The organism is Luteitalea sp. (genome assembly GCF_022842525.1).
In the GTDB taxonomy this organism is placed as follows: Bacteria; Acidobacteriota; Vicinamibacteria; order Vicinamibacterales; family Vicinamibacteraceae; genus Luteitalea.
The window spans coordinates 1-24,399 of sequence record NZ_JALHPM010000045.1; the positions used below are offsets into that span (position 1 = coordinate 1).

Sequence of the window (24,399 nt, forward strand, 5' to 3'; positions counted from 1 at the left end):
TTCGTGAGCGGCCGCCTGCGGTGGGCCGGGCTGCTGTTGTGCACGGCGTGCCTGCGGTCGGCCACCGCGCAGCCGCTGCCAGATACCGCCTACCCGCAGCAACGCGCGGTGCCAGCCGCCGGACGCACGTCCTCGGCACCGCCGGCGTCGCCGGTGCCCCCAGGCCTGCCCGCCGGGGCCTCGCTGGTCGCGTCGAGTACGGACGGACGGCACGCGGCCGTCAGTGGCGCGCGCCTGCTCGAGTGGCGTGAGGGGCGCTGGCAGCCCCTCGTCCTGCGCAACGCCGAGGAGGGCTGGGATCCGTCGGCCATCATCGCCATCGCCTGGGATGCCGGCGGCCGCCTCTGGTTCGCCTCGCCCCAGGGCGTCGGCGTGCGTGAGCGCGAGGGCGCCTGGCGTTTCATCGACCCCGGGCGCGGTCTGCCGGTGCTCGACCTGACGTCGATGGCGGCAAGCCCCGATGGCTCGATGTGGATCGGCACCCGCCGGGGCGCCATCCGCCTCGCGCCCGACGGCACCATCGAGTATCGGCAGGGGCGGCGCTGGTTGCCCCACGACGAGGTGCGCGCCGTCTCGGTGGACGCCGACGGCACGGCCTGGTTCGATACGCCCGCGGGAAGAGGCGGCATCGCGCCGCGCGCGACGACCCTCGCGGACAAGGCCGCGATGTTCGAGGCCGACATCGATCGCCACCATCGCCGCACGCCGTACGGCTATGTCGTCGAGGCGCACCTGAAGACGCCCGGCGATCGCGCCACGGCGTTCACGACCGACAACGACAACGACGGCCTGTGGACCGGCATGTACGGCGCCGCGCAGGCCTTCGCCTACGGCGCGACGAAGCGCCCCGAGGCCCGGGCCCGCGCCCGGCGTGCCTTCGAGGCGCTGCGCTTCCTGGTGGACGTCCCGCAGGGTGGCTCCCATCCGCCGCCCGACGGCTTCCCGGCGCGCAGCATCCTGCCCACCAGTGGTCCCGACCCCAACGTCCAGGACAGCCCCGAGCACGACAGGCGACGGCAGCAGTCGCGCGACAGGGCGTGGAAGGTCATCACACCGCGCTGGCCGCGCAGCGCCGACGGCCAGTGGTACTGGAAGTCCGACACGAGCTCGGACGAACTCGATGGTCACTACTTCTTCCACGCGCTCTACCACGATCTCGTGGCACGTGACGATGCCGAGCGTGCGGAAGTGGCGGCGGTGGTGCGCCGCATCACCGATCATCTGCTGGCCCACGACTACACGCTCGTCGATCACGACGGCGCGCCGACGCGCTGGGGTGTCTTCGGGCCGTCGGCCCTCAACGGCCACCTCCAGTGGGCCGACGAACGCGGGCTCAACAGCCTGTCGATGCTGACCTACCTGCGCATCGCGCATCACGTCACCGGCGACGCGCGCTACGACACCGCGGCCCGCGACCTGGTGACCAGGCACGGCTATGCGATGAACCTGCTGCATCCCAAGGTCACGGCGGGCGTCGGCGGCGGCAACCAGTCCGACGACGAGATGGCCTTCATGAACTACTACCACCTGCTCAAGTACGAGCGGGATCCCGTCGTCCGTGCGGCAGCGGCCAGGTCGCTGCACGCGTACTGGCAGCTGGAACGGCCCGAGCGCAATCCCTTCTTCAACCTCGTCGCGGCCGTGTCGTTGCGGGGCGAGACCTTCACCACCGCGTTCGAGGTCGAGTCGCTGACCCTGCCCGAGTCGGCCTGGCGTGACGACACGATCGACACCCTGCGCCGCTTCCCGCTGGATCTCGTCGACCACGGCCTCGAGAACGCCCATCGTCGCGATCTGCGTCCGATCGCGCCACACATCCGGCCCGACGCCGAGGCGCCGCTCGGGGTGCGCGCGATCGACGGCAAGGTGCTGCCGGTGGACGAACGCATGGTCTTCCACTGGAACGTCGACCCGTACGTGCTCGACCACAAGGGCCGCGGCACACGCCTCGCCGATGGCACGTCGTTCCTCCTGCCGTACTACATGGCGCTGTACCACCAGGTGGTGGCGTCCGCGGCGCCCTAGACCGTCATGCCGCTGATCCTCGCCCTCGCGCTCCTGCTCGCCGTCGCGCAGTCGACCGACCAGCGCCCCGTCGCCGTCGGCTATCGCGGCATCTGGTACATGAACGAGAAGGTGGGCGGGGAGTACGTCTACAAGTACTCGGGCGGGTTTGCCACCTACCCGCAGTGGCATGCGCCGGTGGCCATCTACGCGCCGGCCGTGGCGAAGACCTTCTTCGTGCTCGGCGGATCGGGCGGGCAGGTGTCGGAGTCGCGCGATCGCCTGCAGCATCTGGTCGGTGCCTTCGACCACCGCACCGGCATGGTGTCGCGGCCGACGATGCTGCTCGACAAGCAGACCGAAGATGCCCACGACAACCCGGTGCTGTCGATCGACGGTGCCGGACATCTGTGGGTCTTCTCTGCCGCACATGGCACGTCGCGTCCGGCGTATGTCCACCGGTCCGTGCGCCCGCACGACATCGGCGCCTGGGAGCTGATCGACACCACGAATTTCTCGTACCCGCAGCCGTGGTACCTGCCCGGACGCGCCGAGTTCCTCTTCCTGCACACCCGCTACCAGCAGGGCCAGCGGTCGCTCTACGCGAGTCGATCGGGTGACGGGCGCGCGTGGAGCACGCCAGAGAAACTCGCCCACGTCCAGATGGGGGACTACCAGATCTCCTGGCCGATCGGTGACCGCGTGGCGACGGCGTTCGACATGCATCCGTCGACCGGACGCGCCGGCACGGGGATGAACTACCGCTCCAACATCTACTACCTCGAGACGCCGGACGCGGGACGCACCTGGACGACCGTCGACGGGCGCCGCGTCACCCTGCCCGTGACCGACGTCGCGCACGTATCGCGTGTCCTGGATTCGGTGGCGCTCGACCGCAGTGTCTACCTCAAGGACCTGGCCTTCGACGCCGAGGGACGCCCGGTCATCCTGTACCTGACGTCGCGCGGCTACCGCCCCGGCCCGGACAGCGGACCGTTCACCTGGTTCACCGCCCACTGGACCGGCACGACGTGGCAGCATCGACGCGTCACCGACTCGGACCACAACTACGACCACGGGTCGCTGGTGATCGAGGCCGACGGCGAGTGGCGTGTGATGGCCCCCACCGACCCGGGGCCGCAACCCTTCGGCACGGGCGGCGAGATGGTGCTGTGGACGAGTCGGACGGCTGGGGCCGACTGGGCACGGACGCGCACGATGACGGCCGGCAGCGCGCGCAATCACTCGTACGCCCGCAAACCTCTCCACGCTCACGCGGACCTGGCGGCCATCTGGGCCGACGGTGACGCCAGACAGCCCTCGGTGTCCCACATCTACATCGCCAACCGCGACGGCGAGGTCTTCAGGCTCCCCGACACGATGACTGCGCCGTGGCAACGGCCCGTCCGGGTGTTTCCGATGGGACAGCCACCGCCGCCACCCAGGTGATAGGCTCCCACCGACTTCACTCCAGGAGGCGGTCATGGACGAGCCACCCTCCGACGCTGCGGCGGCGGAGACCAGCGCTGGGCTGCCACCGACGGCCACGCTGCCCCTGATCGTCGGCATCGGCGCCTCCGCCGGTGGCCTGGATCCGTTGTCGGTGTTGCTCGCCCGCCTGCCCGCCGAGTCACGCGCCGCCTTCGTCGTCGTGCAGCATCTGCAGGCCGACCACGCCAGCCACCTCGCCGACCTGCTGGGTCGAGTCTCAGCCATGCCGGTGGTGGCCATCACGGATGGCATCGCGCCGGCACCCGGCACGGTGTCGGTGCTGCCTCCTGGCCACGAGGTCACGCTGGTCGGCGGGGTGCTGCGGCTGCGTCCGCGCCCGTCCAGCACCGGACCGCAATCACCGATCGACCTCCTCTTTCGATCGCTCGCCGAGGACTGCGGCCCACGCGCCGTCGGCGTCGTCCTGTCGGGCACGGGCGCCGATGGCACGGCGGGGCTGCTGGCGATCAAGGCGGCGGGCGGCTTCACGTTCGCCCAGGACCCCGCCTCGGCCGAGTTCCGCGGCATGCCGATGTCGGCCGCCTCTGCCGGCGGCGCCGATGCCGTCATGCCTCCCGAGGCCATTGCCGACGCCATTCACGGGCTGACCGCCAGGGCGGCCTCGCCGGTCCCCACCACCGCTCGATCCTGATTGCGCTCGACGAGTACCAGGACGCGCAGGGCCTGCGACTGCCGGTCCAGATGTTCGCCTCCGACATCAGTGACCAGGCGATCGAGACCGCCCGCACCGCCAGGTATCCGACCAGCATCGCCGCCGACGTCGACGACCGGCGGTTGCGCCACTACTTCACGCGCGTCGACGACGGCTACCAGGTGGCGCGGGCGCTGCGCGAGCAGTGCATCTTCAGCCGACACAACCTGCTCGACGATCCTCCGTTCTCGCGGCTCGACCTGATCAGTTGCCGCAACGTCCTCATCTATCTCGATACCGTCCAGCGCGCCATCATCCCGCTGTTCCACTACGCCCTGCGCGACCCTGGCTTCCTGGTACTCGGCCATTCCGAAAGCGCGCACTTTCCCGAGCTCTTCACGCTGGTCGAGCCGCGGTTCCGTCTCTACGCCCGGCGATCGGGCGTGCGTCGCGCCGGGCGTCAGGCCGCGCCGTCGCTGTCGACGCGACGGGCCGCCATCGTGCCGCCACCGATCGACGAGGCCTCGAGCGGCGGTGAGCCGGATGTCGACCGCCAGGCCTACATGCTGTTGCTGTCGAGGTACAGCCCGCCGAGCGTGCTGGTGGACGAGCACCTGTACGTGCTGGAGATCCGGGGACGGCCGTCACCCCTGCTCGCCCTGTCGGCCGGACCGGCCAGTCATCACCTGGTCAGGCTCGTCGCCGACATCGGGCTGTTCCGCGAGATCGAGGCTGTGGTACGAGCCGCGGCGGCGTCGGGGCAGCCCGAGCGTCGCGAGCACGTCACGGTGCACCACGACCTCCTCGACCATCATTTCGATGTCGACGTGGTGCCGCTCGGCCAGGCCGGCCGCCGTGCCTACCTCATCACGCTCGAGCCCGCCGACGCGGCCGCCGCCGTCGAGTCGACGGCTCCGCTCGCCAGCCAGCTGGCGGACGCGGAGCGGCGGACCGTGCGGCTGTCCAGCGCGCTCGCCCTCGCGCAACAGCACGTCATCGAGGTGATCGCCTCGCATGCGAGCTCGGATGTGGCCAACCAGCAGGTCACCGAGGACGCGCTCTCCAGCAACGAGGAGCTCCATTGCCTGGCCGAGGAACTGGAGACGGCGAAGGAAGAGCTGCTCTCGACCAATGAAGAGCTGATCACGGTCAACCGCGACCTGGAAGCGCGCAACGTGGCGCTGACCGCGGCGCGGGATCTCGGCCGGTCGATCATCGAGACCGTGCGCGCGCCGCTCGTCGTCGTCGACGAGGACTGCATCGTCCGCAACGTCAACGCCTCGTTCACGCGGGCGTTCGGCGCCGACGCCGCGAGCATGGAGGGGCGTCCGCTCGCCGCTGGGGACGGCGGCGCCTGGGACATCCCCCAGTTGCACGGTCTGCTGCAGGCGCTGATTGCCGACGGCGGCCGTTCGACGAAGTCGAGATCGAACGCGGACCCCAGGGCCGCGAGGCGCGGACGCTGCTGGTGAGCGGGCGCCGGCTGGCGGGGCGGGCGATGGTGTTGCTGACCCTCGACGACATCACGGCCCACCGGGCCATGGAAGTCGCCCTGCATCGCAGCGAGGAGCAGCGGCGACAGGCGGCGCACGACTTCAACAACCTTCTGACGGTGGTCGTCGGCTACTGCAGCCTGCTGTCGCACACGCTCGTTGACGACCACGAGGCCTGCGAGCAGGTCGCGCACATCGAGCAGGCAGCCGGCCGGGCGGCGGCGCTGACCGAGCAGTTGCTGGCCTTCAGCCGCCGCAAGATTCTGCAGCCGAAGGTGTTCGCGCTGAACCCGCTGCTGGTCGAGTTCGATCGCATGCTGCGTCGCCTGCTCGACGAACGGATCCGGATCCGCCTGGACTGCGATTTCGAGGTCGGTGCCGTGCGGGCCGATCCGGCCGAGATCGGGCGTGTCGTGATGAACCTCGCGCTCAACGCCCGGGACGCGATGCCGGGTGGCGGCACCATCACGCTCGCCACCGCGCCGATCGTCATGGACGACGAGCAGGCGGCATCGCGTGACCTGCGTCCGGGCGCGTACGCGCAACTGAGCGTGGCCGACGATGGCATCGGCATGGACGCCGAGGCACGCTCGCATCTGTTCGAGCCGTTCTTCACGACCAAGGACGTCAGCCGCGGCGCCGGTCTGGGCCTCGCGACCGTGCTCGGCATCGTCCAGCAGAGCGGGGGCGCCATCGCCTGCGAGTCGACGCCCGGGCGCGGCACGCGCTTCGACGTCTGGCTGCCCGTCGCGTCCGAACCGTCGGACGGCGGCGCCAACGGCGCCGGCGCGACGCGCGATCCGGCGTGGCACGCCAGCGGCACCATCCTGGTGGTGGAGGATGAAGAGAGTGTGCTGCGGCTGACGCGGGCGCTGCTGGAGTCGCGCGGCTACTCGGTGATCGAGGCCCCCAGCGGCCAGCAGGCGCTCGACATCATCGCGTCGCCGGTCGCCATCGCCCTGCTGTTGACCGACGTCGTGCTGCCCGACATCGGCGGCCGTGACCTCTGGCTGCGGGCGGCGGCCACACGCCCGGCGCTGAAGGCGCTGTTCATGTCGGGGCACACCGAGGACGTCCTGCTTCGCGAAGGGATCGAGCAGGGCGCGCCCTTCCTGCAGAAGCCCTTCACGCCTGATGAGCTGTGGCGCAAGGTGCGCGAGGTGGTCGCGACATCGGCATGACGCGCGCTCGATGCGACCAACGTTGTGCTGGTAGCGCCGACCCCGTGCGCGTACGCTGGTCGTGTGCCAATTCTGGTTCTCGGGCTCGTGGCGCTCGCCTTTCTGCTGCCGCTCGTCCTGCTGCCGGTGTCCATCGTCCAGCGGTATCGGGTCGGCACGGCCGAGCGACCTGCGCGCGCCTGGGTCGCCACGCTGAACACGGTTGGCTTCCTCGTGTCCGCCGCGGTCCTGGTCGTGACCTCGACAGTCATGGGGCTGTGGGTGCCCAGGGCGCTGCCGGTGACGGTCGTGGCGCTGGGCGGGGGCGTGCTGCTCGGTCTCATCGGGCTGTCCCTGAGCGTCTGGGAGAAGCGCCGGGACGTCCTCTACTTCCGCCCCAACCGCTGGCTCGTCGGTGTGCTGACCAGCATGGTGGTGGCGCGTCTCGCCTACGGCGCATGGCGCACATGGCAGGCCTGGATCAGCTGGGGTGGGCAGGCCGGGTGGGCCGCGGGCGCCGGGATTGCCGGATCCATCGCGGCGGGCGCCGTCCTCGTCGGGTACGGCCTCGGGTTCTGGGCCGGTGTCCGATGGCGCATCTCGCGGCGCCAGGCGTCCACCGGGTTCCGGTACATCTGAGGGACACCCCGCGTGGCCCATACTGACGCCATGGATGCGTCGGCGTCGCCCCCGTCGTCGGTCGCACACCATTGGGACGCGCTCTATCGCGGCACCCTGCCCGAGGAGCGGCCCTGGTACGAAGCGTCGCCCTCGCGCTCGCTCGAGGCCATCGTCGACGTGGCCGCGTGGGTGGACTCGCCCATCGTCGACGTGGGCGGCGGCGATGCCCGTCTCGTGGACCTGTTGATCGAGCGCGGCTATCGCAACATCACGCTGGTGGACATCGCCGGGACCGGCCTGCAGATCGCCCGCACTCGACTCGGCGCCGCCGCCTCTGTCGTGGACTGGGTTCAGGACGATGTCGGCGCGCCGTTCGAGGCGGGCACGGCCCTCCCGTGGGCGCGCGCGCCGTTCGCGGTGTGGCACGACCGCGCGGTCTTCCATTTCCTCACATCGTCGGCCTCTCAGCAGGCGTATCTCTCGCGCGTGCGGGCGTCGGTCGCGCACGGCGGACACGTGATCCTGTCGGCGTTCGACGCCAGCGGACCCGAGACGTGCGGTGGCCTGCCGGTGGTGCGGCGCACGCTCGAGGCGCTGTCGCACATCCTGTCGGAGGACTTCGACCTGGTGTCGGCCGGGCGCTTCCGGCACCGGACGCCGGCTGGCGTGGAGCAGCCCTTCGTCTGCTGCGGCTGGCAGCGGGTCGCCTAGTCGCGCTGCGAGGTGTGCGTGGCTACGGGACTGGTAGGCGCCGCTGGCGGGCGTCCAGATCGCGGTCCAACGCCGCGAGCTGATCCGTCATCGCGGCGGCGACGCCCGGATCCATGGCACGGGGCAGCAACCCGCGGGCGTGTGCGGCGGCACGCCGGGCGTCCTCCAGGCGTCCTTCGGCCCACGCGAGCCCGGCCTCGGCCAGGGGGCGCTGAAAGGGGTCCACGAAGCCGCCAGCCGACTGCGCGAGCCATGCGGCGGCGTCGGTCGCCGCCCCGGCATGGCGGCCGAAGAACCAGGCGAGGTCCAGCGCCACCATCTGACGCATGCCGTCGGGGAAGTGGTGGTACAGGGCGGCGACCTCGTGCGCGGCTCGCGCGCCGTCCTCGACCGCCCCCCGGTCCATCGCGATGTGCAGCAGCACCGTCCACAACGCCAGGCGCTCCCGCGGATCCGCGGTCTCGTCGAGACTGGCATGGACCTCCGCGGGATCGGTGTCGCGTGGACGCAGGCCGGCGAAGCCCCGCATCAGCAGCGCGAGGCGCCTGGCGCGTCGACGGGACAGGTCTCCGCCGCGCAGCAGGTCGAGCGCTTGCGCACCGTCGCTCTGGTAGCCACCCCCCTGCATCGGCAGCAGCGTGACGACGGCGATGAGCAGACTCGTGACGCCGCCCACCACCCCGAAGGCGGCCAGCGCATCGCCTCGACGGGCCAGCAGGAGGACGGCGGCCCCCAGCGCCACACTCGCGAGCGGGCCGGCCAGCACCATGCACAGCATCTGGCGGCGGAACCTCTCATCCACGGGCGGGATGGAGGCGGTCAGCCCGCCCCAGGTCGCCCAGGCCCGGTTGAATCCCCAGACCAGCCCGCTCGTGCCGCGAACCACGCGCAACGGGCCCACGAGCAAGAGCAGGAAGGGCCAGCCTTGCAGCCGCGCGGCGATCAGGTGCCCGCCTTCGTGCACGGCCAGCACGAGCCAGAGGATCAGCGGCAGGCCGAGCACCAGCGCCAGCGGCGAGGCGTCCCTGAACGCCTCGAATCGGGTGCCCGACGCCGCCAACGCGCGACCGGCCAGCACACCGGCGGCGACCCCGAGCGGCAGCGCGAGCAGCCACCAGCGCAGCCATCGTCGCGGTCCGGTGGCAGGAGGGGGTACGTCAGACGCTGGCTCGTCCATGGTGTCCGTTGACGCGAACGGCCCGCGCCGAGTTCCGGCCGTGCTATCGATCAGATCCGCAGGAACAGCTTGCGTTGGTACATCCAGTAGAGCGTCAGCCAGTAGATGGCCAGCACGGCCACCCCTTCCACGAACGGTGCCGGACCCGTGCCGAACGTCTCGAAAATGCCCTGGCCGAGATGCGTCTTGAACGACGAGACGATGAAGCCTTCCCACACGTGGGCGATGACGTAGGCGGCAATCGAGTTGAGGCCGATGACGATGAGCGGGAACGCCCAGCGTCGATAGCCCTTCATGTCGATGACCCACGAGAAGGCCGCGAGCAGCAGGTAGCACAGGCCGCCGCTGAACAGCGTCCACGCCGGCGTCCAGATCTTCTTCACGACGGGATTGATGCCGAGCACGTGCAGGACGACCCCGCCCGCCACGAGCGCGGATCCCGTCACGAGCAGCCACCGGAGCGGAATGCCCGGGGATGCGGCTCGCAGCGCGCGCCCGGCGATGAGCCCGAGGATCATCGTGCCGAGCGTGGGGATGAAGCTCAGGGTGAGATAGCCGCCGCGGTTGGCGATGAAGGGCTGCTCGCGCGGGAACAGGTTCAGGAACCAGGTGTCGAAGGCGTGCCCGAGGTTGGCGTTCTTGTTCCAGTGCGCCATGAATCCGGAGGAGTGGTGCGCCCAGTCGGCCGGCACGCCGACGGCGGCGTAGTCGTATCCGGGGCCCGGCACGGGGTACAGCGCCCAGGCGAGCCAGTAGCCCGTGAGGATGAGGCCGAGCGCGATCCAGAGCCGCTTCGTCGTCTGGGTGGCCAGCAGGAACAGGAAGGGATACCCGAGCCCGATCTGCGACAGCGTGTCTTCGAAGGTGAAGTTGGTCTGCTGGCGTCCCACCGAGCGCAGGAACACGCCGAGGGCGATGAGGATCAGCGAACGCCACGCGGCATGGGCGAAGGCCTTGCCGAGCCCGTCGGTCGAGACGCGCCGCGCGAAGGAATACGCCAGCGACACGCCGACCAGGAGCGAGAAGGATGGCTGGATGAGGTCGTGCAACGAGGCCCATGGCCACGCGACGTGGGTCTGGTGGTACGCGGCGACGCCGATGAGCCAGCTGCCCGGATACGCGGCAGCCACGCTGGCCAGGCGCAGCACCTCGGCCATCATCAGGAACATCACGAAGCCGCGATAGGCGTCGACGGCCACGTTGCGGACGGCAACCGGGGCAGGCGCGCCGACGACGGCTGGGGAGGGGGAGACAACCTCTGGCATGGCGCACAGAGTACAGCGGAACGGCCAGACGTCAGGCCGTTCCGCATTCAGAAATGCCGAATGCCGAATGCCGAATGCCGGAAGGGCAAAGGGTGAAGGGTGAAGGGCGAAGGGCGAAGGGGAGAAGGGATGAGTGAGCTGACGCGTTTCATCGCGGCACAGGACGCGGCGCACGACGGGCTCGAGGCCGCGCTGGCGGAGTTGGGCGCTGGTCGCAAGCAGGGGCATTGGGTGTGGTACGTGTTTCCGCAGCTTGCGGGGCTGGGTGAGTCGCCAACCGCGCGCCGCTTTGCGATCCGCGGCCGCGAGGAGGCGACCGCCTATCTCGCACACGAGGCGTTGCGCACGCGGCTGCTCCAGGCCATCGACGTCGTCTGGCGCCAGCTTGCGCCGCCGGCGACGCTGTCCCTCGAGGCGCTCATGGGCAGTCGCCTCGACGCGCGCAAGCTGGTGTCGTCGCTGACGTTGTTCGAGGCGGTGGCCACTGATCTCGCGACGACCAGTGGCGCGACGGAGATGGCCCGCGTGGCCTCGGCGGCCGGCGACGTGCTCACGCTCGCGGCCGATCAGGGTGTGCCGCGCTGCGCCTTCACGCTCGCCCACCTGCACGCACCGTGAACGGTGCTCCGACTCCCGACTCCCGACACGCGACTCCCGACACGCGACTCCCGACACGCGACTCCCGATGCCCGGTGGCCCGGTGCCCGACCCGGTTCCCGGTTGCCGACCCGGTTCCCGGTTCCCGACCCGGTTCCCGGTTCCCGATTCCCGATTCCCGGTTGTGTAGTCTATGCCCCATGCGCAGCCACTCCATCACGATGCTCGGGACCGGGCTGATCGGCGACTTCTACACCCGCACGCTGCATGCCCAGCGCAGTCGGGATCACGTGGACGTCATCTACTCGCGCACGGCTGCGCGGGCCGAGGCCTTCGCGGCGCGGTGGGGTGTGTCGCATGCGGTGACGGACATGGCCGCTGCCATCGCGCATCCCGACACGGATGTCGTCGTCATCGCCCTGCCCAACCATCTGCACGAGGAGGCCGTGCGCCTCGCCGCGCAGGCCGGCAAGGCGGTGCTGTGCACCAAGCCGCTGGGCCGGACCGCGGAGGAAGCCGCCAGGATGCTGGCGCTGGTCGAGGACGCGGGCGTGTTTGCCGGCTATCTCGAGGACCTCTGCTACACGCCGAAGACCCTCAAGGCGATCGCCTCGGTGCGTGACGGCGCCATCGGCGACGTCACGTGGGTGCGCGCGCGCGAAGCGCATCCGGGACCCCACGCCGCCTGGTTCTGGGATCATCGGCTGACCGGCGGTGGCGCCATCATCGACCTCGGCTGCCACTGCATCGAGATCATCAGGAACTTCGTCGGCAAGGGCAATCGGCCGATCGAGGTGATGTGCTGGGCAGACACCCTCGTGCACCCGGTGGAGGCCGAGGACAACGCCGTGGCACTCGTGCGGTTCGCGTCTGGCGCGATGGGGCAGTTCGAGGTGAGCTGGACGTTCCGCGGCGGCATGGACCTGCGCGACGAGGTGGCCGGCACGCACGGCACGATCTGGCTCAATCACTTCCTGCGGACGGGATACGAGATGTTCACGGCGGCCCCGCGCGGCGGCTACGTGGCCGAGAAGGCCGAGACCGCCGAGGGCTGGCTGTTCCCGGTGGGGGACGAGGTGGCCGAACTGGGCTACGTGGACATGTTCACCGACATGTTCGAGGCGATGGAGACGGGGCGCGCTCCCCAGGAGACGTTCTACGACGGCGTGGTCGTCAATGCCGTGATGGACGCCGCGTACCGATCCGCGACGTCGCGGCAGTGGGAGCCCGTGGCGCTGCCGGACTGGCGGGGCGGCGACATGCCGCGCCTGCATGTCGAGCCCGAGGTGTTCGAAGGGCACCTGGTGATCAAGCGCGAACTGCTCCCCGATGGTCGGGCGAAGCTGATTCTTCGCGACCCGGCGACCGGGGAGTTCTCGGAGCGGATTCGGTAACGGCCGGGAACTGGGTAGGGCCGGCTCTCCGAGCCGGCCGTCGTCACGTCGGACCCATCTACGCGAGCGGCGACTGCACCATGCCCGAGCCGACGTCGGCGACGTCGAAGTCGCCCGTGAGGCCGGTGAGCGTGCCCGAGGCCACCAGCCGCGCCTTGAGCAGGGAGCCGGGCACGGGGCCGTCCTGCGCGAGGCGCTGCATCCACAGCGCGGCCACGCCGGCCACATGCGGCGTCGCCATGCTCGTGCCGCTCATCGCGACCAGGCCGCCGGTGTGCCTGGCCGACTGGATGCCGACACCTGGGCCCGAGACCATGACGTTGGTGTTGCTGAACGGCGCCACGCTCAACGCGCCACCGGCCTGACCGAGCGCCGCCACCGAGATGAGCCCCTCGGAGACGGCCGGCGGACTGCACGCGATCTCGAAGTCCTTGTTGTCGTCCCGACGGCTCTCGTTGCCCGCCGCCGCCACGATGACCGTCGTCTCGCCGAACGCTTCCCGCGCCCGCACGAGCGAGGCGAGCCGCTCGAACAGCAGCACGTTCTGCCGGTACCCTTCGAGCGCGATCGTCGTCGCCAGATCCGTGGGCAGCCCCTGCTGCGCGATCAGGAAATCGACGAAGCCCGGGAAGTCGATGCCAAGCGACATCGAGATGACGTTGGCGCCTTCCTCGATCGACCAGTTGATGGCGCTGACGATGGCGTCGCTGCCGCCGCCGTTGTCGCCGAGCACCTTGCCGATGAGCGCCTTCTTCACGCCGCGCGCCACGCCAATCCGCGTGCCGGTGACGTCGCGGCCGAAGATCGTGCCGGCGCAGTGCGTGCCGTGACCGTGGGTGTCGCCGTTGCCCTCGCCCGTGAAATCGCGCTCCACGATCGTCACGCCGGCAAACGCCGGATGCGCGTTGGCGATGCCGGTGTCCAGCACCGCGACCACGACGTCCGTCCCGTCGAACGGCGAGACGTCGGCCTTGACGGCCGTGATGCCCCAGGCGGTGCCGGCCGCCGGCTGCGCCGTGTCCTCGGGCCGCGGCACGGGCCTGATCAGCCGCATGGGGATGACCGGCGCGATGGCCCGGACGTCCTTCTTCGCGGCCACCGCCCGACTCGCGCGGCGGTCGAGTTCGTCGACCTCGACCTCGAGCCCGGCGCGCGTCCCCGTGCCCGACGGACCCGCCACGGGCCCACGGGGCCGCGACGACGATTCACGCAGGATGACGTACTTCTCCTTCATGGAACCCTCCTGACACGAATGCGTTCGTGCGCACGGCGGCTGCCGTGTGCAGGGAATGCCTGTGCAGGAAAGAACGCTGGTGGCACGCCGAGCGCACACGCCCGCGTTCACCCTTCATCCTTCGACCTTCCGCCCTGGACCTGAGGCCTTCGGCATTCGGCCCTCGGCATTCGGCATTCGACGACTCCCCCCATGGTGGTTCTTCCAGATGATGCGCAGCATCTTCAGGTTGATCGCCGCGAAGCGGACGAGCTGCCACGGCAGGAACGTCCGCAGGCGCACGGTCGATCGCGTGGGCCTGGTCGCCGTGGCGAATGCCGGGTCGAGATGCGGGGCAGGACGCGTGGTCTCCATGACGGTCACTCCGGGATCAGGCGCCAGCCGGGGCGCAGGCGCGCCTTGTGCAGGAACACGTGGTGGAGCAGCACCTTGATCCAGTGGCCCGCCAGTCCGACCTCGCCGAAGGTGAAGCGCAGGTCGCGGCCGTACTCCGGATACCGCGCGAAATCGGGTACGACCGGAAAGACGGTCATCGAGGCCGCCGTGCCGCTGATCAGGCTGGCGCCGGCCGAGGCCACGCAGGCGGCTCCCATCTCGGCCATCGACGCCTGCTGCGTCGGCCCGGGCGCACCGCCGAGCATGTCCACCACGCTGCGCGCTACCGCCTTGCCGATCGTGGCCGACGGCATCCCCGTGCGCGGCGGCGCGGGCGCGACCGGTGCGCCGCTCGGCGTCTGGTACGGGCGTGAGATGGCGTGCGGCGGCGCGAAGGCGATGCCGGCCGCGAACAGGTTCGGGTACGCCGGCGACTGGTAGGTGCGTGGCCAGTCGGCCGCCGACCACTGGTCGTAGGGCGTGGGGGCGTAGCTGGCGTCGACCTTCATGAAGCCGTTCGGCTGGAAGACCGTGGCCGTGATGTCGGCGCCACGCCGATCGAAGGCCTGCAACCCCACGCCGGCGAACGGCGGCAGCAGCATCGCGAAGTCGAAGTCGATGGCGCGCTGCTCGCCATCGATGGTCTCGTAGTGGGCGCGGCCCGGCTCGACGCCGGTCACATGGGCGCGCGTGGTCCAGTGCAGCCCGCGCTCGGCGAACAGCGACTCGGTGAAGATCTTGCTCGGCGTCACGTACCCCCCGCGCGACAGGTGCATGCCGCCCATCCCGAAGTCACCGAGGTCGTACTCGTTCGAGATCCACGCGATGTCGGCCTTGTCGCGCACGCCACGCTGACGCAGCTCGAACTCCAGGTTGACGATGTACTCGAACGCCGCGCCCTGGCAGGTGCAGGCGCCGTGCCCCGTGCCGACCAGGAACCGCTTGCGCACCCCGCGCCGCATCTCCTCGGTGAGCGCATCGAGGTGCTGCGCCGTCTCCTGCGCGTGCGTCTCGGTGCACACCGACAGGCTGTGGCCCTGGTCCGGCCCGAGCCCGGGCGTCGCGCCGAAGTTCAGCTTCGGCCCCGTCGCATTGATCAGGAAGTCGTAGCGCACGGGTTCGCGCTCGCCCTCATGACCGGCCATCGTCGATTCCGCGACCACGAACGGCGTCGGGTCGTCCGCCGTCCCTTCCGGGTGCAGCGCCACTGCGCGTGCCTGCCGGAACTCGATGCCATGTCGCGCATAAACCGGTGCCAACGGGAACGTCACGTCGGCGGGCGTCATCAGGCCGACACCGACCCAGATGTTGGAGGGGATCCAGTTGTAGGTGGCTCTGGGCGAGATGACGACGACCGAGTCATCGCGACCCAGCCATGCCCGGAGGAAGGAGGCGGCCGTGTGCCCCGCCACGCCTGCGCCAAGGACGACGATGCGACTCATGGGTCCCTCCGGTCGGCGCGCCCCGGGAAGATCCGCAGGGCCCGCACCGAGAGGATGCAGGTGGGGCGGAAAGCGTGACAGGGGCGCCCGGAATGCTCCGAGCGCCCCTGTCATGGGCTCAGGTCTCAGGTCGCACGTCTCAGGACCTGAGGCCCGAGACGTGAGCCTTCAGGCTTACTGCAGCGGCGTGGCCGGAAGGCTGACGCCGCTCTTCCAGCTGCCGGTGCCGAAGGTCCAGTACATGGACTGCTCGGCCAGGAACGGCACGCTGTTGAGGCTCTCGAGCCTGGCGCTGAAGCGCTTGCCGTCGGCCGCGGGGAACGTCGTGGCGACGTCCACCGTGACGCGTCGGCCTGCGCCCACCGTCAGGTCGGCGCTCACCGGCGCCGAGCCGTCCTCGAAGGCGAGGGTCATGCGGACCAGCGCCTGGCTCGTGCCCGGGTTGGCCATCAGCACGTAGGTGCTGGCCCCCTGCGCACCGCCGGCGACGCCATCTCCGATGGCGAAGCTGGTAGCCATGGTCTGGCTGCCGGCGCTGCCGTGCCCCTCTTCCCACGTCTGCTGGTTCGCGTCGGTGGACCACCACATGGCGCGCTCGGCGACGATGCCGACGCCGTTGGTGACGTGCGCGTGCATGCCGAAGCCCATCTGCGGATCCCAGGTCGCTTCGTTGCTCACCGGGATGGTGACGCGGCTGTACGGGCCGACCGTGTGCGTCGTGACGACCTCGGCACCGGTCTCGGGCAGGTAGCGCACCTGCACGTCGGCCGTCGTGGCGGTCGGGTTGGCGAGCAGCAGGAAGGTGTTGAACACCGGGCCGGCGACGCCCTCGGCGAAGTACCAGTCGGTGCCAGTGGTGGGCGCGCCCACCGACGTTTCACCCGCCTCGAACTGCGTACCCTCGGTGATGTACGTCGCCCGCTCGGCGACGATGGGGTGCGAACTGCGGACCACCAGGCCGAAGCCCTGATCCGCCATCTCCGGACCTTCCTGGTTGACCCACACCGTGTAGCGCGCATGGGCCGGGACGATGTGCGTCCGCGTGACGCGCGTACCCGCCGCCGAGACCAGATATTCGAGCGCCACCGTCGCCGGCTGGTCGGCCGGGTTGGTCAGCAGCGCGAACGTCTGCAGGTTGGCGTGCGTGGTGCCCTCGGCGAAGTACCAGGAGGACGACAGTTCCACACCGCGCTCGGCGGCCGCGCCGACGCCCTGGTCGTTCCAGGTGATCGTGCGGTTGATGACCACGGTCTCGTCGGCGTCGACCTTCATGCCGAATGCGTGGCCCTGGACCCCGGCGATGGTGCTGGCGTCGACGGTGGTCCGGGCGCCGCCCGGGGCCTTCACCAGGTGATGCACGACCGTGGCGTCATCGAGGTAGAACGTGATGTTGATCGCGGCCTCGATGGGCGACGGGTTGTACATGTTCACCCACGTCCGGAACGGCGCGTTGGCGTTGCCCTCGGCGAAGTAGCGCGTCGAACGGCTGTCCGGGTGCCCGTTGCTGTCGTACTCCTCCTTGTTGGTCTTGCCGTCGCCATCCGGATCGGCGGTGGCGTCGCTCGCATCGTTGGGATCCGTGCCGTAGAACTCCTCCCACACGTCGGGCATGCCATCGCCGTCGGTGTCGGTGGTCGGTGCGGTCGGGTCCTGCGGATTGGTCGGATCCGGCGGCGGCTGGTTCGGGTCGGTCGGGTCGGTCGGCGGCGCCGGGTCGGCCGGTCGCTCGTACGGCGTGTACGCGAGCGGCACCGTGCCCTGGCCGCCGGGCAGGATGAGCTGCACATCCAGGGCGACGCCCGCCGGCAGCACCGGCGTGACCGCGCTGACCACGTTGTCGGACTCGACGACGACGGCCGGGGCCGGCACGCCGTTGATGAGCACCGTCGGCGCGACGGCGCTGGCGATGCGGGCCGTCTGACTGACTGCCGGCGCAGGCAGCGTGAAGCCACCGCCGAAGACGCGGATGTTGACGCCGCCGGGCGCGGGGCCCGTGGCGGGGTAGATGTGGGTCACGTAGAACGGCGGCGGCGTCACGGTGAACGTGAACGTCTTCTGCACCGTCGTCGTGCCGTCGTTGACCGTCACCGTGATGGTCGCGACCCCCTGCTGGCCGACGGTCGGCGTCAGCGTGAACGTCGCGGTCGAGCCGCCACCGTAGGTCACGGCGCTGGCGGCCGCGATGCCGGGGTGGCTGCTGGTGACCGTGACGGTGACGGTGTCACTCTCGCCGCCACCGCCGGAGATACCCGTGAGGGTGATCCCCTGCGGTCCGGCGGTCCACATGACGCTGCCGTTGCTCGGCTGGGCGAGGGTGGGCGCATCGTTGACGGCCGACACGCTCAGACTGACGGTCGTCACCGCGCTCGAGGCGGTACCGTCCGTGGCCTGGTACGTGAAGCTGTCCGGTCCGAAGTAGTCGCCCGAGGGCGTGTAGGTGAAGCTGCCGTTCGGGCTGAGCGACAGCGTGCCGTGCGCGGGCCCGGAGACGAGGATGGCGGTGATGAGGTCGGCATCGGCGTCCGAGTCGTTGGCGAGCACGCCGGCGGCGGCGTTCCTGACCAGTGAGCCGTCCTCGGCCACGGTGTAGCCGTCGGCCACGGCGACGGGCGCCGTGTTGGCCACAAACAGGTCGTTGTCGGCCGCGCTGTTGTTGTTCAGGTCCTGGTCGGTCGAACCGCCGGGGGCCGCAATCGAGGCCGCCATCGACAGGGTGCCGCTCAGGCCGCTGACCGTGCCGGTCAGGGTGTACGTCGCCGTGCCTCCGGCCGCCAGCGTGATGGTGTCGCTGATGGAGCCGGATCCCGACGCCGCGCCGCACGCGCCACCAGCCGACGCCACACAGGTCCACGTGACGTTGGTCAGGGTGCCCGGAGGCGTCGCCGTCACGATGGCGCCAGTCACGGTGGTCCCGGACAGGTTCTGCGCCGTGATCGTGTAGGTCGGCGTCGCACCGTTGCCGATGCTGCTGCCGCCGTTGTCGACCGACATGCCGAGGTCGACGAGGGTGTCGCCCGTGACCGTCGAGTTGACCAGCGGTCCAAGGAGCTCGGGCTCGCCCGTGCCGGAGATGCCGTAGTTGCCCGCGCCGATCACCGTCCCGTTGGCGACCGCGCCGACGTTCACCGTGACATCGAAGCTGTACGTGGCATCCACGGCGAGCGTGCCGATGTTGCACGTCACGACCCCGCCCGACTCCGCGCAGGTCGCGCCCGGATCGGAGAGGCTGGCGAACGTCGTGTTGGCCGGCATCGCGAAGCGGACGACACCGCTGCCCAGTGCGCCCGTGCCCTGATTGCGTGCCGTGACGGTGTAGGTCAGCGGGCTCGAGGCATTCACCTGCGAGGCCGCCATCGCCACCACGCTCGGGCCGGGGATCAGGGAGCCGAAGGCGTCGACGTACACCCAGCCGGCGTGACCGCCCTGTGAGCATCCCGCCGCCACGGCCTCGAGTTCGATCTCGTCGCCGACCGCCAGGCTGGCGTTGCCGGGAGCGATGTCGGCGACCTGCCAGTCCGTAAAGGTGTAGCCGCCGTTGACCTGCCAGGGCACCCCCGGCTGGTTGGCGTAGGCGAACGACTCGTACAGCACCGCATCGGCGCGCGACTTGTTCCGCACGACGATGTAGAAGTACGCCTGTTGGGTGGCACTGTGCGCGCCGTCCGAGAGGACGGGCGCATAGGCCAGCCGCACGTGCACCTTGCCGTCGAGCGCGTCCACGTCCGATGGCTGCACGACCGTCGACTGCTTCAGCACGTTGGCGTTGCGATTAGGGTAATTGACGCCGGGGTAGTTGATGACTGCGGCGTGGTCACCGAACCGCGGCACCTGCAGAGCGCCGCCGGTCTCCGCTACTGAGATCGACAGGGGGCCGCCCCCGGGACTTCCCACGACCGAGGTCCAGTCCACCGCCGCCGTGTTCGTCATGTTGATGCTGGCGTAGGTGAACGGTGGCCCTGCAAGGCCGTTGTTGCGGAACACCGACTTGGTCCAGCCGTTGAAGTCACCGGCTTCGAAGCCACCGTTCGTGAACAGGGCGAAACCGGCGCTCGTCCAGGTGGCCAGAAGTGCCAGCGTCAGCCACGCACGACGTGGTCGCAGCTGAGAGAGAAAGCGTTGCATGAGGAGTCTCCACGAGGCGGGGGGAAGAACTGCAAGCCCGGCCATTCCGGTCACACAATCGGTTCGTTCCCCGGTGGCATGAGTCGGCATGCGCACCTGAATGGCGTAGGCGCACTCCCATAGCGTTCGTTAGCAATGTCGTACGTGATGGCCGGACACTACCGGAAGGTGGGGCCGGAGCCCGACCGTGGGGGTCGTCCATCTGTCGAATGTATGGATGGAACGCGTTCCGTGAGAGTAGGCTATCGATCGGAGGCGGGATGCAGGCGCAGGGACTGGCAACAGGGTGGCTCACGGGGACGTCGACCGACTGTCGCCCCGGGGGCGTCCCGCCGAGCCGCCCCTGGCGCATGGTGCTCCTCGGACCCCCGGGCGTCGGCAAGGGCACCCAGGCCGCGCTCATCGAAGCCGCCATCGACGCCTGTCACCTCTCGACCGGCGACCTCTTCCGCGCCGCGGCCGCCAGCCACGTGCCGCCGTCCCCCGCCATGCAGGCCGCCCTGGCCGGCATCGCGCGGGGCGAACTGGCCTCCGATGGCATGGTCATCGCGCTGCTGCGCGAGCGCGTCCACTGCCTGACCTGCCCGCACGGGTTCCTGCTCGACGGCTTCCCCCGCACCGCCCCGCAGGCCACGGTGCTCGAGGCCCTGCTCGACGAGGCGTCGGTGGCGCTGGACGGGGCGGTCTACCTGCAGGCGCCAGACGCCGTGATCATCGAGCGACTGTCTGGCCGGCGTGTGTGCCGGACCTGTCGCCGCAGCCACCACCTGGATCACCATCCGCCTTGCCGGTCCGGCTGCTGCGATGCCTGCGGCGGCCAGTTGTACCAGCGCGACGATGACGTGCCGGCCGCCATCGCGGTGCGCCTGGCGCACTACGCACGCACCACACCAGCGCTACTGGCCTTCTACCAGCAGCGCGGACTGCTCCGCACCGTGGACGCCACGGGCACCCCGCACGACGTGTTCGCGCGGGCCGAGACAACGATAGGATGGCGGCTCGGGGTGCAGCCGCCCGTCACCCCCGCGCGTCACCCCGCACAGGACGCCTGAGACCGATGGCCAAGACAATCGACATCACCGAACTGATTCTCCGCGACGCGCACCAGAGCCTGATGGCCACGCGCATGGCCATCGAGGACATGGTCCCGGCGTGCGAAGACCTCGACAAGGCCGGCTTCTGGTCGGTCGAGTGCTGGGGCGGCGCCACCTACGACTCCTGCATCCGCTTTCTCAACGAAGACCCCTGGGAGCGGCTCCGCACGTTCCGGCGGCTGATGCCCAACTCGCGCCTGCAGATGCTGCTGCGCGGCCAGAACCTGCTCGGCTATCGCCACTACGAGGACTCCGTTGTCGACCGCTTCGTCGAGAAGTCGGCCGAGAATGGCATGGACGTCTTCCGTGTCTTCGATGCGCTGAACGACATCCGCAACCTGAAGCGCCCCATCGAGGCCGTGCGCCGGACTGGCAAGCACGCCCAGGGGACCATCTGCTACACGACCAGCCCGCTGCACGACACGGCGCACTTCGTCGACATGGCGAAGAAGCTGGTCGACCTCGGCGTCGACTCGCTCTGCATCAAGGACATGGCGGCCCTGCTCAAGCCGCAGCCCGCCTACGACATCGTCACGGGCATCAAGGCGGCGTGCGGCGCCGACATCCGCGTCCACGTGCACGTGCATGCGACGACGGGCGTGACGATGGTGAGCCTGATGAAGGCCATCGAGGCCGGCGCCGACTGTGTCGACACGGCGATCAGCTCGATCAGCCTGGGCCCTGGTCACAATCCGACCGAGAGTCTCGTCGAGATGCTCGATGGCACGGGCTTCGACACCCAGGTGGATCGCGGCCGGCTGCTGTCGCTGAAGAAGTACTTCGCCACGGTCCGTCCCCGCTACAGCGAGTTCCTGTCGAACATCACCGGTGTGGAGACCGAGATCTTCCAGAGCCAGATCCCGGGCGGCATGATCTCCAACATGGAGAGCCAGTTGAAGCAGCAGGGCGCTGGCGACAAGATGGACGAGGTGCTGGCCGAAGTGCCGCGCGTGCGCAAGGACGCCGGCTATCCGCCGCTGGTCACCCCGTCGAGCCAGATCGTCGGAACGCAGGCCGTCTTCAACGTGATGATGGGGCGCTACAAGGTGCTCACGGGCGAGTTCGCCGATCTGATGCTCGGTTACTACGGGCACACCATCGCCGAGCGCGACCCCGAGGTCACCGCCCTGGCCGAGGCGCAGGCCAGGAAGCCGGTGATCACCGAGCGCCCCGCCGATCTGCTGCTGCCGGAGTGGCAGCAGCTGCGTGACAAGGCGCTGGAGCTGAAGGGCTGCAACGGCACCGACGAGGACGTGCTGACCTACGCGATGTTCCCGCAGGTCGCCCCCAAGTTCTTCGGCACGCGGGACCAGGGCCCGAAGAACCTGGGACGTACCACGGTGGTCACCGTGCCGGCCGACGCGCCGCCGGCACCCGACCCGGGCACCGGGCCCGTGCGCGAGACGATCACGTATCAGGTCACGGTCGACGGCGCCTCGCACACGGTCACCGTCGCGCCCGCGTAGGGAATGCCGCCATGCCGGCAGGCCGGCATGCCGCATGCACATGAACCCGAAGGCCCACGGCCGAATGCCGAAGGCCGAAACAGAGAAGACGTGACATGTCAGCCGACACGATGAAGGCCAAGGTCGAGGAACTGCAGCGCCGCCGCACGGAAGTGATGCTCGGGGGGGGCGCCGACAAGCTGGACAAGCACCGCGCCTCGGGCAAGCTCACCGCGCGCGAGCGCATCGACGCGCTGGTCGACTCCCACTCCTTCCAGGAGACCGGGCTCTTTGCCAAGCATCGCGCCACGCTCTTCGGGATGGAGGGCAAGGACATGCCGGCCGACGGCGTGGTGACGGGCGCGGCGTCCATCGGCGGCCGGCTCGTGCACGTGGCCAGCCAGGACTTCACCGTCGCGGGCGGCTCGGCGGGCGAGGTGCACTCGATCAAGGTCGCCGAGAGCATGGAGCACGCGCTGCGGGCCGGCTCGCCGTTCGTGTTCATCAACGACTCGGGTGGCGCGCGCGTCCAGGAGGGCATCGACTCGCTCTCCGGCTACGGCAAGGTGTTCTACACGAACGTGATGCTGTCGGGCGCCGTGCCGCAGGTGTCGATCATCTGCGGCCCGTGTGCCGGCGGGGCCGCCTACAGCCCGGCGCTCACCGACTTCATCATCCAGACGCGCCAGGCGCAGATGTTCATCACCGGGCCGCAGGTCATCAAGCAGGTGACCGGGGAAGACGTGACACCCGACCAGCTGGGCGGTCCCGAGACGCACATGGTGAGTTCGGGCGTCACGCACTTCATCGCGGAAGACGACACGCACGCGATGTTGCTGTGCCAGAAGCTCCTGAGCTACCTGCCCTCGAACAATCTCGAGGACCCGCCGGTCGCCGACCATCCCGACGTGCGGGTCGATCCGGATCCGGCCCTGCTCGACGTCGTGCCCGTGGATGGCAAGCAGGGCTACGACGTCCGAAACGTCATCGCCCGGGTCGTCGACTCGGCCGACTTCTTCGAGGTGCAGTCCGGCTATGCCCCCAACATCGTCGTCGGGTTCGCCCGCGTGACGGGGCGTTCGGTGGGCATCGTCGCCAACCAGCCGGCGGCCATGGCCGGCGTGCTCGACATCAACGCCTCCAACAAGGCGTCACGGTTCATCCGCTTCTGCAACGCCTTCAACATCCCGATCGTGACGTTCGTCGACGTCCCGGGCTTCCTGCCGGGCGTCGAGCAGGAACTGGGCGGCATCATCCGGCACGGCGCGAAGATGCTGTTTGCCTACTCGGCGGCGACGGTGGCCAAGATCACGGTGATCCTGCGCAAGTCCTACGGGGGGGCCTACCTCGCGATGTGCGGCAAGGACCTCGGGGCCGATCGGGTGTTCGCCTGGCCGACCGCGGAGGTGGCCGTGATGGGCGCCGAGGGCGCGGCCGAGATCGTCTTCCGCAAGGAGATCAGCGAGGCCGGAGCCGACAAGGCCGCCCGCCGCAAGGAGATGATCGCGCAGTACCGCGAGGCCTTCTCCAACCCGTACGTCGCCGCCGGCCGCCGGCTCGTCGACGACGTGATCGACCCGGCCCAGACGCGGCGGTATGTGGCACAGGCGCTCGAGTATCTGTCGACCAAGCGTGAACTCCGGCCGCCCAAGAAGCATGGGTTGATGCCTCTCTGAATGCCGGAATGCCGGAATGCTGGAACGACCGAGGATGGCCGAGAGCGACCATGGCACCTGCAGACACTGAACTGAACGCGACGCTGGCAGCACTCCAGCAGACGATCGCCACGCTCGAGGCGCGCATGGCGTCCCTCGAGGCGTTGGTGGGCATCACCGCCAGGTCGAGTGGCGACCGCGCGGGGGGGCGGGCCGACAGCCACGAGGCGGGAAGGGCCGGTTCCCACGAGGTGGGTAGGGCCGGTTCTCCGAACCGGCCGTCACCCTCTCCGCCCGTCGACGACGCGCTCGAGCCCGGCGTCGTCCTGGCCATCGCGGCCGCCGTGGCGGCGTATCTCGGTGAGCGCGCGCACGTGCGGCAGATTCGTCTCATCAGCTCGCAGGCGTGGGGCCAGCAAGGCCGCGTGACGGTGCAGGCGTCGCACACACTCCACAGATAGGCGGTC

Annotated in this window: 19 protein-coding genes; 13 read left to right on the top strand and 6 right to left on the bottom strand. The window is 69.9% G+C overall.

All coding sequences use genetic code 11. The features are described from left to right. The 7 genes from Q0C41_RS11320 to Q0C41_RS11350 all read left to right on the top strand — a co-directional run. The coding region (locus tag Q0C41_RS11320; RefSeq protein ID WP_291983811.1) for a hypothetical protein at positions 1-2,025 on the top strand (2,025 nt) is incomplete at its 5' end. A 6-nt stretch (positions 2,026-2,031) separates the two neighbouring features. Further along, complete coding sequence (locus Q0C41_RS11325; RefSeq protein WP_291983813.1) at positions 2,032-3,453, top strand: BNR-4 repeat-containing protein; 1,422 nt, start codon at positions 2,032-2,034, stop codon at positions 3,451-3,453. A gap of 34 nt (positions 3,454-3,487) precedes the next feature. Then, a complete protein-coding gene (locus Q0C41_RS11330) occupies positions 3,488-4,147 on the top strand; it encodes a chemotaxis protein CheB (RefSeq protein ID WP_291983815.1) in 660 nt (219 codons plus the stop codon). Between the two features lie 50 nt (positions 4,148-4,197). Further along, entirely contained in the window at positions 4,198-5,619 is a 1,422-nt protein-coding gene (locus tag Q0C41_RS11335) for a CheR family methyltransferase (protein ID WP_291983817.1), read from the top strand. After that, entirely contained in the window at positions 5,616-6,821 is a 1,206-nt protein-coding gene (locus tag Q0C41_RS11340; protein ID WP_291983819.1) for an ATP-binding protein, read from the top strand. The genes Q0C41_RS11335 and Q0C41_RS11340 overlap by 4 nt, the downstream gene beginning before the upstream one ends. Before the next feature lie 63 nt (positions 6,822-6,884). Then, positions 6,885-7,439: a hypothetical protein gene (locus Q0C41_RS11345; RefSeq protein WP_291983821.1), complete on the top strand. Its 555-nt coding sequence runs from the start codon at positions 6,885-6,887 to the stop codon at positions 7,437-7,439. Between the two features lie 12 nt (positions 7,440-7,451). Continuing rightward, the gene (locus Q0C41_RS11350) at positions 7,452-8,132 is read left to right on the top strand and encodes a class I SAM-dependent methyltransferase (protein WP_291983823.1); all 681 of its coding nucleotides are present in this window, start codon (positions 7,452-7,454) and stop codon (positions 8,130-8,132) included. Between the two features lie 22 nt (positions 8,133-8,154). Here Q0C41_RS11350 and Q0C41_RS11355 read toward each other — a convergent pair whose 3' ends face one another. Both Q0C41_RS11355 and Q0C41_RS11360 read right to left on the bottom strand, forming a co-directional pair. Next, entirely contained in the window at positions 8,155-9,309 is a 1,155-nt protein-coding gene (locus tag Q0C41_RS11355) for a hypothetical protein (protein ID WP_291983825.1), read from the bottom strand. Positions 9,310-9,359: 50 nt separating this feature from the next. Then, a complete protein-coding gene (locus Q0C41_RS11360; protein ID WP_291983827.1) occupies positions 9,360-10,574 on the bottom strand; it encodes a hypothetical protein in 1,215 nt (404 codons plus the stop codon). Positions 10,575-10,703: 129 nt separating this feature from the next. Between Q0C41_RS11360 and Q0C41_RS11365 the strand changes: the two genes are divergently transcribed. Together Q0C41_RS11365 and Q0C41_RS11370 are read left to right on the top strand one after the other, a co-directional pair. Then, complete coding sequence (locus tag Q0C41_RS11365) at positions 10,704-11,192, top strand: DUF1810 family protein (RefSeq protein ID WP_291983828.1); 489 nt, start codon at positions 10,704-10,706, stop codon at positions 11,190-11,192. A 179-nt stretch (positions 11,193-11,371) separates the two neighbouring features. Beyond that, positions 11,372-12,565, top strand: coding sequence for a Gfo/Idh/MocA family oxidoreductase (locus Q0C41_RS11370; RefSeq protein WP_291983830.1), 1,194 nt, complete (start codon positions 11,372-11,374; stop codon positions 12,563-12,565). Between the two features lie 58 nt (positions 12,566-12,623). Here Q0C41_RS11370 and Q0C41_RS11375 read toward each other — a convergent pair whose 3' ends face one another. The 4 genes from Q0C41_RS11375 to Q0C41_RS11390 form a co-directional block, all read right to left on the bottom strand. Continuing rightward, the gene (locus Q0C41_RS11375; RefSeq protein WP_291983833.1) at positions 12,624-13,799 is read right to left on the bottom strand and encodes a S8 family serine peptidase; all 1,176 of its coding nucleotides are present in this window, start codon (positions 13,797-13,799) and stop codon (positions 12,624-12,626) included. A gap of 114 nt (positions 13,800-13,913) precedes the next feature. Next, entirely contained in the window at positions 13,914-14,153 is a 240-nt protein-coding gene (locus tag Q0C41_RS11380; protein WP_291983835.1) for a hypothetical protein, read from the bottom strand. Between the two features lie 5 nt (positions 14,154-14,158). Beyond that, entirely contained in the window at positions 14,159-15,616 is a 1,458-nt protein-coding gene (locus Q0C41_RS11385; RefSeq protein WP_291983837.1) for an FAD/NAD(P)-binding oxidoreductase, read from the bottom strand. A 174-nt stretch (positions 15,617-15,790) separates the two neighbouring features. Then, on the bottom strand, positions 15,791-19,738 hold the full coding sequence (locus tag Q0C41_RS11390) for a tandem-95 repeat protein (RefSeq protein ID WP_291983839.1): 3,948 nt from the start codon (positions 19,736-19,738) through the stop codon (positions 15,791-15,793). A gap of 350 nt (positions 19,739-20,088) precedes the next feature. On the opposite strand from Q0C41_RS11390, the gene Q0C41_RS11395 reads away from it, so the two are divergent. The 4 genes from Q0C41_RS11395 to Q0C41_RS11410 all read left to right on the top strand — a co-directional run bounded on the left by Q0C41_RS11395 (position 20,089) and on the right by Q0C41_RS11410 (position 24,393). Beyond that, positions 20,089-20,790, top strand: coding sequence for a nucleoside monophosphate kinase (locus Q0C41_RS11395; RefSeq protein ID WP_291983841.1), 702 nt, complete (start codon positions 20,089-20,091; stop codon positions 20,788-20,790). Positions 20,791-20,795: 5 nt separating this feature from the next. Continuing rightward, the gene (locus Q0C41_RS11400) at positions 20,796-22,298 is read left to right on the top strand and encodes a methylmalonyl-CoA carboxytransferase subunit 5S (RefSeq protein WP_291983843.1); all 1,503 of its coding nucleotides are present in this window, start codon (positions 20,796-20,798) and stop codon (positions 22,296-22,298) included. A 95-nt stretch (positions 22,299-22,393) separates the two neighbouring features. Further along, the gene (locus tag Q0C41_RS11405) at positions 22,394-23,953 is read left to right on the top strand and encodes a carboxyl transferase domain-containing protein (RefSeq protein WP_291983845.1); all 1,560 of its coding nucleotides are present in this window, start codon (positions 22,394-22,396) and stop codon (positions 23,951-23,953) included. Between the two features lie 50 nt (positions 23,954-24,003). Continuing rightward, entirely contained in the window at positions 24,004-24,393 is a 390-nt protein-coding gene (locus tag Q0C41_RS11410) for a hypothetical protein (RefSeq protein WP_291983847.1), read from the top strand. The last annotated feature ends 6 nt before the right edge of the window (positions 24,394-24,399 follow it).

What these genes read in the sequence shown, in the direction of transcription:
- Q0C41_RS11325 (WP_291983813.1), top strand. Translation starts at nt 2,032, where the DNA reads ATGCCGCTGATCCTCGCCCTCGCGCTCCTGCTCGCCGTCGCGCAGTCG.
- Q0C41_RS11330 (WP_291983815.1), top strand. Translation starts at nt 3,488, where the DNA reads ATGGACGAGCCACCCTCCGACGCTGCGGCGGCGGAGACCAGCGCTGGG.
- Q0C41_RS11335 (WP_291983817.1), top strand. Translation starts at nt 4,198, where the DNA reads ATGTTCGCCTCCGACATCAGTGACCAGGCGATCGAGACCGCCCGCACC.
- Q0C41_RS11355 (WP_291983825.1), bottom strand. Translation starts at nt 9,309, where the DNA reads ATGGACGAGCCAGCGTCTGACGTACCCCCTCCTGCCACCGGACCGCGA.
- Q0C41_RS11360 (WP_291983827.1), bottom strand. Translation starts at nt 10,574, where the DNA reads ATGCCAGAGGTTGTCTCCCCCTCCCCAGCCGTCGTCGGCGCGCCTGCC.
- Q0C41_RS11365 (WP_291983828.1), top strand. Translation starts at nt 10,704, where the DNA reads ATGAGTGAGCTGACGCGTTTCATCGCGGCACAGGACGCGGCGCACGAC.
- Q0C41_RS11370 (WP_291983830.1), top strand. Translation starts at nt 11,372, where the DNA reads ATGCGCAGCCACTCCATCACGATGCTCGGGACCGGGCTGATCGGCGAC.
- Q0C41_RS11375 (WP_291983833.1), bottom strand. Translation starts at nt 13,799, where the DNA reads ATGAAGGAGAAGTACGTCATCCTGCGTGAATCGTCGTCGCGGCCCCGT.
- Q0C41_RS11380 (WP_291983835.1), bottom strand. Translation starts at nt 14,153, where the DNA reads ATGGAGACCACGCGTCCTGCCCCGCATCTCGACCCGGCATTCGCCACG.
- Q0C41_RS11385 (WP_291983837.1), bottom strand. Translation starts at nt 15,616, where the DNA reads ATGAGTCGCATCGTCGTCCTTGGCGCAGGCGTGGCGGGGCACACGGCC.
- Q0C41_RS11390 (WP_291983839.1), bottom strand. Translation starts at nt 19,738, where the DNA reads ATGCAACGCTTTCTCTCTCAGCTGCGACCACGTCGTGCGTGGCTGACG.
- Q0C41_RS11395 (WP_291983841.1), top strand. Translation starts at nt 20,089, where the DNA reads ATGGTGCTCCTCGGACCCCCGGGCGTCGGCAAGGGCACCCAGGCCGCG.
- Q0C41_RS11400 (WP_291983843.1), top strand. Translation starts at nt 20,796, where the DNA reads ATGGCCAAGACAATCGACATCACCGAACTGATTCTCCGCGACGCGCAC.
- Q0C41_RS11405 (WP_291983845.1), top strand. Translation starts at nt 22,394, where the DNA reads ATGTCAGCCGACACGATGAAGGCCAAGGTCGAGGAACTGCAGCGCCGC.
- Q0C41_RS11410 (WP_291983847.1), top strand. Translation starts at nt 24,004, where the DNA reads ATGGCACCTGCAGACACTGAACTGAACGCGACGCTGGCAGCACTCCAG.